8 protein-coding genes and 1 riboswitch are annotated in these 11697 nt (G+C 30.6%); of the genes, 5 read left to right on the top strand and 3 right to left on the bottom strand.

What is annotated here, in order from left to right; all coding sequences use genetic code 11:
• Positions 1-2: 2 nt before the first annotated feature.
• Positions 3-380 carry a GntR family transcriptional regulator gene (locus tag KTC94_RS07820; RefSeq protein ID WP_216302702.1) on the bottom strand — a complete coding sequence of 126 codons (378 nt, stop codon included), beginning with the start codon at positions 378-380 and terminating at the stop codon, positions 3-5.
• A 340-nt stretch (positions 381-720) separates the two neighbouring features.
• On the opposite strand from KTC94_RS07820, the gene KTC94_RS07815 reads away from it, so the two are divergent.
• On the top strand, positions 721-885 hold the full coding sequence (locus tag KTC94_RS07815; RefSeq protein ID WP_165413014.1) for a zinc-ribbon domain-containing protein: 165 nt from the start codon (positions 721-723) through the stop codon (positions 883-885).
• A gap of 108 nt (positions 886-993) precedes the next feature.
• On the opposite strand, the gene KTC94_RS07810 is transcribed toward KTC94_RS07815, so the two are convergent.
• Complete coding sequence (locus KTC94_RS07810; RefSeq protein ID WP_220319912.1) at positions 994-3498, bottom strand: cation-translocating P-type ATPase; 2505 nt, start codon at positions 3496-3498, stop codon at positions 994-996.
• A gap of 510 nt (positions 3499-4008) precedes the next feature.
• Positions 4009-4198: riboswitch (M-box (ykoK) riboswitch) on the top strand.
• A gap of 427 nt (positions 4199-4625) precedes the next feature.
• Between KTC94_RS07810 and KTC94_RS07805 the strand changes: the two genes are divergently transcribed.
• Together KTC94_RS07805 and KTC94_RS07800 are read left to right on the top strand one after the other, a co-directional pair.
• Entirely contained in the window at positions 4626-6344 is a 1719-nt protein-coding gene (locus tag KTC94_RS07805; protein WP_216302704.1) for an ABC transporter permease subunit, read from the top strand.
• Between the two features lie 23 nt (positions 6345-6367).
• Positions 6368-7684, top strand: coding sequence for a nitrate/sulfonate/bicarbonate ABC transporter ATP-binding protein (locus KTC94_RS07800; protein ID WP_216302705.1), 1317 nt, complete (start codon positions 6368-6370; stop codon positions 7682-7684).
• A gap of 282 nt (positions 7685-7966) precedes the next feature.
• Here the strand turns inward: KTC94_RS07800 and KTC94_RS07795 are convergent, their stop codons facing one another.
• On the bottom strand, positions 7967-9187 hold the full coding sequence (locus KTC94_RS07795; protein WP_220319913.1) for an amidase domain-containing protein: 1221 nt from the start codon (positions 9185-9187) through the stop codon (positions 7967-7969).
• 187 nt (positions 9188-9374) lie between these two features.
• Here KTC94_RS07795 and KTC94_RS07790 point away from each other — a divergent pair, with 187 nt between their 5' ends.
• Together KTC94_RS07790 and KTC94_RS07785 are read left to right on the top strand one after the other, a co-directional pair.
• Entirely contained in the window at positions 9375-10733 is a 1359-nt protein-coding gene (locus KTC94_RS07790; RefSeq protein ID WP_220286456.1) for an MATE family efflux transporter, read from the top strand.
• A gap of 203 nt (positions 10734-10936) precedes the next feature.
• Positions 10937-11671 (top strand): polysaccharide deacetylase family protein, encoded by a 735-nt coding sequence (locus tag KTC94_RS07785; protein WP_304518708.1) that lies wholly within the window; start codon positions 10937-10939, stop codon positions 11669-11671.
• The last annotated feature ends 26 nt before the right edge of the window (positions 11672-11697 follow it).

Below are 11697 nucleotides of genomic sequence, written 5' to 3'. Positions count from 1 at the left end.
ATTTATTCCTCCTTCTTATTAGTTTGTATTTGTGAAATTATTTTTAAAATATATTCTTTTGTCATCCCCATATACATCGCCTCAGACAGTATTTTTGTTAATTCATTTTCTATTTTCTTTAGGTTTTCAGAATCTGCTACTTTTGCGGAGGGAGTAACGAAACTGCCTTTTCCTTTTATGGAGTGAATATATCCTTGTATTTCTAGTTCCTTATACGCTTTTTGAATAGTATTGGGGTTCATAGTAAGCTCCATTGAAATAGTGCGCACTGAAGGTAGTTGCTGATTAGGCTTCAATATTTCACTAATTATAAGCTGCTTAAGCTTTTCTACTAGTTGTTCGTAAAGGGGCAGACGACTTCTTAAATCTAATTCAAACATCTTATTCCTCCTTTCTTTTTTATTTTAAATGTATAATCCTAGTGTGTCAACTGTATTATTGAACGCAATACAGATATAGTATAGAGGATAAATATTACATTGTAAAGGTGTAAATATAAAATTAAATTATTTATAATCGTATAGGATAAGTACAAAATTCATCGCGAACAATCAAAAATGTATTGTTATTCACTTATATGTATGGTAAAATACATTTATATTAACTGGTTAACGCCAGTTATTACTGAGACTAAACTAGATAACAACATATCCTCTTTTTAGAATATAATTGTTAATCGATTGTTAGATCTTAATATTTGAAAAAGGAGGAATGTTTAAAATGGCAGATAAAACTTTAGTATGTAAAGACTGTGGTAAAGATTTCGTATTCACTGAAGGCGAACAAGAATTCTACAAAGAAAAAGGATTCGACAATGAACCTCAAAGATGTGTTGATTGCAGAAGAGCAAGAAAACAACAAAATGACAGAGGATTCAGAAACTAGTAAAAAAAGTAATATAAACCCTATAGGATTAAACCTATAGGGTTTGTTTTTTTTGTAGGCAATTGGGAGACTATCAGTAGTTATCCTAATTAGGAAAGGGCATTTTTTTTAATTTTTTAATTTTATGTTCTTTGGATTATTATAAAACTTAACAATTTCCCACCAACCAGTAGAAGCAGCACCAAGGATGCAGGCTAGTATAGCGGTTTTAAAATTCAGCGCTACAGTTTTAAAAATAGGATGAGCAGCTGGAATATACACTATTGAAAATAACATCATTAAGGCTAAGCTATTAATGTAAAGTCTAGCTTTGCTACCTTTTTCCTTAAAAATACTAAATAGATACTTAGTGTTGGATCTATTAACTAAGACTAAAATTACATTTCCGACTATCAGGCTCATTAAAGAAAAAGTTCTTGCATAGTCTGCACTTAGACCTGAGTCAACCATATAGTGGAAAGGTAAAAATGCTGCTAAAAACATTGTTGTACCCTGTAATAAAACTTTTTTTGTTAATGCTCTCGTTAGTAGAGGTTCATCAGGCAAGCGTGGGGGCTGATCCATTATATAATCTTCTGCTGGTTCACCTTCAAAAACTATAGAGCAGGTTGGATCCAAAATTAACTCTAAAAGAACAATATGAACAGGTAGTAATATTTGTGGTAAGTTAAAAACAGGTGAAAATAACGCTAAGGCCATAATAGGAATGTGAATTATCATTATATATACCATAGCTTTACGAATGTTATCAAAAACCCTTCTTCCATCTTCTATGGAGTGAACTATAGTTGTAAAATTATCATCCATTAGAATCATATCGGCAGCTTCTTTCGCAACCTCTGTTCCTCTTTTGCCCATTGCAATACCTATATTAGCATTTTTTAGAGCTGGGGCATCGTTTACGCCATCACCAGTCATTGCAACAATTTCACCGTTCTTTTTAAGTGCCTTAACTATCTTCATTTTATGTTCTGGAATTACTCTTGAGAAAATATCACAATGCTTCACTGCCTCGCAAAGTTCATAGTCGGTCATAGCATCAATTTCATCTCCAGTAATAGCAGAGTTATTAAAATTAAGACCTATCTCATGTCCTATGGCTATAGCTGTTTTAGAATAATCTCCAGTTATCATCATTACCCTTACTCCAGCTTTTTTGCATATATTTATAGCATCCTGTACGCCTTCTTTCGGTGGATCTTGAAGTCCGATTAATCCCTTAAAACATAATCTATACTGCTCTAAATTATCTTTAAGGGTACAAGTTACTAAATCAGCCAGTACAATAACTCTTAACCCGTTGATAGCCATATCATCGATAATATTTAAAATTTTGGTTTCTTCATTTGGACTTAGATTACATAGTGGCAATATAGTTTCTGGGGAACCTTTAGCTGCTATATAATAGGTATCATTTTCTTTGTAAATGTTCGCCATTCTTTTGGTTTTAGGATCAAAAGCATATTTTTTAGCTAACTCAATATTGTAAAGCTCATTTATGTCTATTTTATCAGTGCCAGCTGCAACTATCGCTTTTTCCATAGGATCGTAGGGATCTTTTTCGCAAGCTAAAACTAAAAGCTTAGCTAAATCTTTATCCAGAAGTTTATCTGGGTCTATAAATTCATTGTTATATATAGTTTTTACCCTCATAATATTTTGTGTGATTGTTCCTGTTTTATCTACGCAAAGAACGGTGGTGGAACCTAAAGTTTCCACAGCGGGTATACTGCGAATTAAGGTGTTCTTTTTAGCTAACCTAAATGCGCCTAGGGATAAGAAGATTGTAAGTACTACGGGGAACTCTTCTGGAATAATGGCCATAGCCAAGGTTATACCTGCGAGTATACTCTCAACAAATTCACCAGTATGCATATAGGAAAAACTTATTACTATAATGCATAAAATAAAGCCAGCAATAGCTAATGTTTTTACTAAATTAGATACTTTCTTTTGAAGAGGAGAGGGTTCCTGATTTGTTTCATTTATAGCTTTTCCTATTTTTCCATATTCCGTTTCAAAGCCTATTGTCCTTACTCTAGCAGTGCATTTCCCGAAATTAGACAAAGTACCTGCATATAAATAATCCTGTTTCCAGTATTCCTTAGAGGAATCTATAGCTCCGGTGGGTAGCTTATATACAGGTTCGCTTTCTCCAGTTAGAGAAGATTCATCCACTGAAAAGTTTGATTCCTGTATTACTTCACAATCTGCTGGAATACGATCTCCTTCTGATAAAAAAATTATATCAGAAGGCACAAGTTCGCAGCTTTTAATTACTTGTTTTTTTTCATCCCTAAGGGCTATAACATGGGGTGCCGTCAAATCTTTTAAAGCATCCATAGTTTTTTCGGTTTTCCATTCCTGAACGAAGGTTATAGTAGCAACAAAAATAACAAAAATAAGCATTATACTACCTTCTCTTGGTTCACCTAAAATAAAATATAAAGTTGAGGCTCCTGCTAATAATAAAAACATAGGCTCTTTGAATACACTTAAAAATTTTATTATGGGATTAGACTTTTTAACTTTCAAAAGCTCATTAAAACCATATTTTTCTCTAAGAGTTTTTACCTCGATCTTACTCAAACCTTTTAATGAATTATCTTTCACTTATTACACCTCATTATCAATTAATAATACATATACTAACTACTATATGTTATGAATGTAGAAATGTTAAAGGTCTCAAAAAAAATAATATAAATATATATTATCAATTGAGAATTATATGCAGATATTAATGAGAATTAATTGTGAATAATATGCATTAATATATGTTAATTGTTAATAAACAAGTGGATAGGAGAAACGATACCTATTTTTATGATGCTGTTTTTTTGATATGCTATAACTACAGAGCTTCATAATATATCTACAGTAGTAGTAAGGTGAAAATTTTGATTAATAAGACGAAACTGTAGTGAATGATATTAAAAAAACTGGATAAAATAATACTATGGTTTATTTTATTAAATTAAAGATATAAAGTATCTGTGTGGGATATTAATAATGGTTTCTAATTGATAACAACAATTAAAAACTATTGAAAATATCATTGACATACTTTAGTTTTACGCATATTATAAAAATATAGACTAAAACTAATTGAGAATAACAATTTTATATTCTTGTTAGGTGAGGTTACTGTATAGAAATATGCTACTGCCCAGAAATGTCGAGAGACGCCAATGGGTCAGCAGGTACTACCGGATTAAGGTTTTACTTAATGTAGCTGACAACATTCATAGATAATATGAATGATTATGTTCTACGCTTTACAGTGCTAAAACTCAACGAGTGGAGAAGGTATTATTTGATTCGTATTGAATCTCTTCACTTGTTGTGGAGAGATTTTTTATTTTATGATATTTTAGAAGGAAAGTCTCCCACGTCTATAAGTGGAAGTTGCATACTATAACAAAGAAAAAACTTCAGTGGGAGTCTAAATATCCTTCTGAAGTCATTGATATTGCAGCTTCGCAGAAGATGATTTAAGGAGGTGATTGACATGGATGATGGCCCTGCGGATAGTAATTTAATAAACAAATTTAATGAATTTTATATCATTACCATAGCCAATCGCTATTTGATAGATATGTTTTATTAAATATGTATTAGTTATGGTAGAAATATAAGGTTGCAGCATCGAAGACGATGATTTAACTAATTAAGTTTATTTAGATTACTATGAGATGTGTTAATTTTAATTCATAATACAAATCATAGGAGGTTTTAAAATGAAACATACAGTAAGTTTTATTAAAAGAAAATTTGGACTATTTGACATTATAATATTTGCATCAATAATAGCATTATTGTATATTTTGGTGTCACCAAGTATTAACCATACTTCAACTGGTCAAAGTGTAGTGATTTCAACGAGTTTATCAAAGCTTCCAATTTATGCTCTTAAGTCAGTTGGAAGAATGACGGCAGCATATATTTTATCATTAATATTTACATTTATATACGGATATATGGCTGCCCATAATGAAAAGGCAGAGAAGGTTCTGGTACCTATACTTGATATTTTGCAATCAATTCCTGTACTTTCATTCTTGCCAGCTGTTGTTTTGGGATTAGTTGCAGTATTCCCTAATAATAACATAGGAATTGAAATTGCTTCAATTATTTTGATTTTTACTGGGCAGGCATGGAATATGACCTTCAGCTTTTATCATTCAATTAAGAATATTCCAAGAGATTTAAAAGAAGCAACTGAAGTTTTTCAATTAAGTAAATGGCAACAATTTAAAACCATGGAACTTCCATTTTCAGCTATAGGTCTTGTTTGGAATAGCATGATGTCTTGGGCTGGTGGTTGGTTCTTTCTAATGGCGTGTGAAATGTTTACCATAAAGGATAGAAATTTTAGACTTGAGGGTTTAGGATCTTATCTTCAAACAGCAGCTAATGAGGGAGATGAAAAAGCACTCTTGTGGGGAATAATTACATTAGTACTAGTGATTGTACTGCTAAACGAATTGGTTTGGAAGCCTGTAATTGTATGGGCTGATAAATTCAAAGTAGAGCTTACTGGGAATGATGAAAAATCCCACTCCTTCATTCTTACAATGATAAGACGTTCAGTGATTATTGAATTTCTATCAGAAAAGGTATTTAGTAAAATTAAATTTTTTGCTAATAATATTATTGATAATTTAATAGGCAGATTTAGTAGTAGCAAATATTCGAGGGTTAGTATTTTAGGGAAGTTTATAAGCATAATAGTACGAATTATAATAATTATTTTACTTTGTTATTCGTTATTTAACGCGTTAAAACTTGTATCTACGGTTTCTCTTAATGAATTAAGCAAGTTTATTCCAGCAGTAGGAGCATCACTATTAAGAGTACTTGCTGCACAAGTTATAGCACTTTTATGGACAGTACCAGTTGGAGTTGCTATAGGAATGAATAAAAAGCTAGCAAATATATTTCAACCGATTATCCAAGTTATAGCATCGGTTCCAGCTACTGCACTATTTCCTGTAGTATTGGGATTATTTATGAATGCTGTTGGAGGATTAAGTATAGCATCAGTCTTTCTGATGTTAATGGGAACGCAATGGTATATATTGTTTAATGTAATTGCAGGAGCAATGGCAATACCAGAGGATTTGGTAGCAGCTAGTAAGACTTTTGGACTTAAAGGCTTTAAAAAGTGGAAGATACTAATACTACCAGCAATATTTCCCTATCTCATAACTGGAATGATTACAGCTACAGGTGGATGCTGGAATGCCACTATAGTATCTGAATATGTAAATTTTGGGAAAGAGACATTTAGCACTATAGGAATTGGCGCATTAATATCAGATGCAAGTAATAGTGGGGATTTTCCAATGCTTATTCTTAGCACAATCGTTATGTGTATAGTGGTAGTTACATTCAATAAGTTGATTTGGAAACCATTGTATAATTTAGCAGAAGTGAAGTATAAAATTGAACTATAGTAAGATAGAAAGAGGTGTTAGTAATGGCAAAGGTAAAAGAGTTTATTAAAGTAAGCGGAATAACTAAATATTATGGAGGTTCAGATAAGCCTACAATTGAAAATATAAATATAGATATTAATGAAGGCGATTTTGTTGGGATACTCGGACCATCTGGATCTGGTAAATCAACTATATTAAGAATAGTAACAGGTCTAATTCAGCCTGATAAAGGTGAAGTTTTATTTGATGGAAAAAGAGTTAACGGCGTTAACCCCTACGCATCTATAGTATTTCAAACATTTGCTTTATATCCATGGCTAACTGTACTTGAAAATGTAGAACTTGGGCTTAAAGCTAAAGGGTTTCCTAAAGAATATACAAGAGAGAAAGCAGAAGATTTAATAAATCTTATAGGACTAGATGGATTTGAAGAGGCATATCCTAAAGAATTATCAGGTGGTATGAGGCAAAGGGTTGGATTTGCTAGGGCGCTCGCCGTTGAACCTAAACTTCTATGTTTGGACGAACCTTTTTCTGCACTAGATTTTTTAACCGCTGAAAATTTAAGAACTGAGCTTATAGATTTATGGACTGATAAAAGAATGCCAATGAAAAGTGTGATAATGATTACTCACAATATTGAAGAAGCAGTACTTATGGCTAATAAAATAATAATATTAAGCAAAAATCCTGCAAGGGTAATTGCAGAATTAAAGGTAGACCTTCCTCACCCTAGAAATAGGAAGTCTCCCGAATTTGAAAGTATTGTAGATAACATCTATAAGGTTTTGACCAGTGGGAAATTGGAAGAAAAGATTGAAGACAAAGAAGTAACTGAAGCTATTAATGAAAATAAAGAAAAACCTGTTCTAATACCGAAAGCTCCTATAGGAGTTATGTCAGGTCTTCTTGAGCTTATTGACGATAATGATGGCAAAATGGATATCTATCAGCTTGGACGTGATTTAATGATGGAGAGTGATGATTTACTTCCAAATATTGAGGGTACATGTATGCTTAATTTCGCTGAGATAAAAGAGGGTGATATAATTATTACGACGCTTGGAAAAGAATTCGTTGAAGCTGATATAGAAGATAGTAAAACTATATTTAAAAATCAGATTAAAAATATTTCAACTTTTAGGGTTATTGAAAATGTGTTAAATAGTAAGAGAAATAAGACTATGAAAGAAGAATTTTTTAAGGAACTATTTATGCAGCATTTTTCAACTTATGAAGTAGAAAATACAATGGGCTCAATAATTGATTGGGGTAGGTATGCAGAGGTATTTAATTACGATCATGACTCTGAAGAATTATTTTTAGAAAATGAGGATAATAACGGTTATATAAATTAGTATTAAATTAACACCAGGAAAAAAATAAATATTATATTAAACATCTAGATTTCAGATTTATCTGTTATGTAGGTGTTTTTTGTTATAAACTATCATAAATTTAAGACTTTTCAATCTATTTTTAATCTAACGAAAGGGGAAAAAACAAGGATATTTCAATCAATTGTATAAATTACTATAACATATAAAAACACCCCATCAAATGGATCCTACAACTTTTTTTTAGTTATGTCCGTTAAATGGGGTGTGATTTTTATAAAAATAATGAATATGAGTTTAAAACTATTTGACATGTATTAAGTAGAAATTAATATTTTTATCGCCCCAACCTAAATCCCAAGGTACATGATATCTATCAATAGTGTGAGTATTAACAAGAGGATAACCATGAGAATCAAAACCGGTAACCATAGCAAAATGATCTATATCGCTACCTTTGGCATAACATATAAGATCGCCTATATCTAATTTTTGTACTGCACCACATGGATAACCAGAAATGGGAGAAATTAATTCCTTAAATGTCCCTTTTCCTAGTAGTTTTCCTCTGCCACTATAAAGCAAATAATTTTTAAAGGCATCAGCATTAACCCATGCCGAGCTTCCGTCGGCTCCGTCATATTTTTTGTAAGTACAGTTCCAAGTGCCATCAAATTTTAGGCCACCACCCTCTTTATCTCCCATTGATTGAGATACATAATTTGTGCAATTTCCACCAATACCGGTATAGTTTGTGTACCTTTTATTATATTTTGTTGAATTTCCACTTGCCCATGGTATTCCACAGTATTTATCTGCGTATTTAACAGCATTTATTTTGTCATAATGACCTTTGGTAATAACTTTTAATTCAGATGACATTTTAGGGCAATTATCCAGCTTATAAATAGGCTGTTTATTAGCATTAAGTTTAACGTCTTTTATTTCACCTAAATAAGATTTTAATGCATCTTCAAAGCAATCTAAATACCAATCGGAATAAACTACCCATTTCCCTTCTTTTTTGATTAATTCAATAGAGTGTGTTAATCCTACTCCAAAAACATTTGTAGTGGGTGCTATATCATTTTTATAAGAATACTGAAATTTGTAATATTCATCCACTAATAAGCGAATACCTCTTTTGGTACTAGTTATTTTTCTAACTTTGGGGGTAGATTCAACTTTTATAAAATTCATATCTCTTTGACTTGACCAATCATTAAAATAACTTAATCTTTTTACTTCATGTTCTAAACTCCATTTCCCAAGTTTTTGAGAGGTATCAAAATAATTAGGGAGATTAGTAAGATCTTTAGTAATAAACATGGAGCAACGTTCTTTATAAATATCTTCGAGTGTTTTTGTAACTTCAGTTTTATCAGAATCTATTAAAGCTATTGTAGGAATAGCAGTGTCTTTATTTATATAAAAAGTATCTGGTTTATAGTAAAATAAACACAACAATAAAATAAGTGGAAAAATAATAATAGAAATACGAATTCGGTTAGTGCTTTTTCTCATGAATTGATACACCTCCAATCTATTTAAATCAATAATAAAATAAATACTAATTTAGTATTCCACATTATTAAGATTTCTTGCAAAATTTAAAAATAAATTATTGTTAAATGTCGAAGAATTATTCATCAAAACAGAGTTAGCTAATATACTTTATAATGGCAATTAATTTTTGTGAGGTAGATTATGTATGGCATATAGGGATACAACAAATGAAGTCCTTAATATTTCTTTACCTGTAGTTGCGGAGATAACAGTATATACATTAATGTCCATTTTTGATTTGATGATGATTGGCAAATATGGCGGGAATGTAGCAGTAAGTGCTGTGGGATTAAGTAATAATTTAACAAATGCATTTATAGGAATATTTGTTTCAGGAGGTTTTTGTATAAGTATTGTTTCACTAGTTTCTAGACTGGTAGGTGCAAAGCAGTATAAAACCGCTGAAAAATTCGCAGCAATAGGATTAATTTTAGGTGTTATATTTTGTTTAATTATTACAATTTTTATTTTTAATTTTGGAAAAGAGCTTCTTTATATACTTGGAGCTAGAAATAGAATTTTAGAAATAGGATATTCATTTATAAAAGTTAACTCTATAGCTATGTTTTTTTGTATGAACATGAGGCTTTTAAATTCTATTTTAATAGGATACGGAAACACTTTTATACCATTCATATGCTCCTTAATTGTAATTTCCTTTAAAATGATTTTTAATTACTTATTAATTTTTGGTATTGGATTTAAAGCAAGGGGGATAGAAGGGTTGGCTATAGCTTCTATAATTGCTTATTTAGGTGGTTTTATTTTGTCCTTTTACTATACTGTTTTTAAGTCTAAAATTAGGTTTAAACCCTTTTTTATTTTCAGTATTACTTTTAGAGATGTCAAAAAAATATTAGCACTCGCCATTCCTTGTTCATTGGAAGAAACAGTTTTTAGCATAAGCAAATTGATATGTGTTGCCATTATAATTCATTCTGGAAGCGTTTCCTATGCAGCGGATGAAATAGCTAATATGATAGAAGGAATTTCAGTTATGCCCAGTACTGGATTTGGAATCGCAGTTATTACTTTAGTAGGACTTAATATAGGGAAAAAAGATTATAAAAAAGCAAAAATAACTGCGTATAATTGTGTTTTTTATGCTGTATTTATGATGAGCATATTTGCAATAATATTCTTATTTATGTCCAACATTCTGGTAAAGTTTTTTGTAAATGAAAATGAAAAGAGGGTTGCTTATTTAGCAGGGAAATGTCTTGCCATCGGAGCAGTAGAGCAACCGTTTATAGGTATATCGGTAGTCTTTGCTGGTGCATTAAAGGGGTTAGGAGACGTTAAAAGCCCATTTTTTATTTGTTGTTTTACAAGTTGGATTATTAGATTACCATTAACATTTTATATTATTTATATTTTAAAATACCCAATTACAGCGGTATGGTGGATTACTGCGGTGCAATGGGGAATTGATGCATTGCTCATGTTTTGCCTCTTTAAATACAAATTTAGTAAATTACCGAAAAGGTCTACAAGGATAATATAAAACATAAATTATGATTGCTATACATATGGAATTTAATTATAGTAATTAGTATACCTAATTTATTATATGTTTGTATACAATAAGTTAAGATAACACAATTTTTTTAGGACAATACAGTAAGTTCCACTTATTATATAGATTACTTAGGGTAAAATAAATTTAATGAACAATATATGTTTTATTAAATTTAAGGAGGAAATAATGTGAAAAAGAAATGTTTAATTAGATTTATAGTTTTATCCCTTGGGATATTTTATTTATCTGTTAATTCTTGTTTATTAGGTAGTCAAAGAGCATCAGGATATTCTATAGCAAATAGAAAAGATGAAAAAATTATATATTTAACCTTTGATGATGGACCTAGTTTTATGACAGATAAAGTTTTGGATATACTTAAAGAGAATAATGTAAAGGCTACTTTTTTTCTTATAGGAAATCAAATTAAAGGTCAAGAAGCTATAGTAAAAAGAATATATAATGAAGGGCATAATATAGGTCTGCATTCTTATACGCATGAATATAAGAATATATACCCCAGTAGAAAAGGGTTTATATCTGAAATGTTACAAACTCAGAAAGAAATTAATGAACTTATAGGAACTAATCCAACAATAATAAGATTTCCGTCTGGTAGTAGTAAACATTTAACTAAGGCTTTTTTAGAACAACTTCATAGCTATAATTTTAAAGTATATGATTGGAATGCTACTATGTCTGATGGAATAAATGCTAAAGCTCCCGCTAATAAGATGTATACAGAAGCTACGAAAAATACCGTTACAAAGCATCCTATAATATTGCTTATGCATTGTGATTATATGCATAAAAACACATGTAAGGCACTACCTAGGGTTATAAAGTTCTATAAAGATAATGGATATGAATTTAAAGTTATTAATGATGAAACCCCTGAAAATTATTTTCCTATTAAAAAGTAATATGTAAATAGATTAATTAAATAATA

This window comes from Clostridium sp. CM028, assembly GCF_030585565.1.
Taxonomy (GTDB): domain Bacteria; phylum Bacillota; class Clostridia; order Clostridiales; family Clostridiaceae; genus Clostridium_AD; species Clostridium_AD estertheticum_B.
Note: the sequence above shows the minus strand (reverse complement) of the source record. Positions and strands in the feature narration are given on the sequence as shown.

Excerpts from the sequence above, each read along its gene's own strand:
- KTC94_RS07790 (WP_220286456.1), top strand. The coding sequence starts at position 9,375 with ATGGCATATAGGGATACAACAAATGAAGTCCTTAATATTTCTTTACCT.
- KTC94_RS07805 (WP_216302704.1), top strand. The coding sequence starts at position 4,626 with ATGAAACATACAGTAAGTTTTATTAAAAGAAAATTTGGACTATTTGAC.
- KTC94_RS07795 (WP_220319913.1), bottom strand. The coding sequence starts at position 9,187 with ATGAGAAAAAGCACTAACCGAATTCGTATTTCTATTATTATTTTTCCA.
- KTC94_RS07800 (WP_216302705.1), top strand. The coding sequence starts at position 6,368 with ATGGCAAAGGTAAAAGAGTTTATTAAAGTAAGCGGAATAACTAAATAT.
- KTC94_RS07820 (WP_216302702.1), bottom strand. The coding sequence starts at position 380 with ATGTTTGAATTAGATTTAAGAAGTCGTCTGCCCCTTTACGAACAACTA.
- KTC94_RS07815 (WP_165413014.1), top strand. The coding sequence starts at position 721 with ATGGCAGATAAAACTTTAGTATGTAAAGACTGTGGTAAAGATTTCGTA.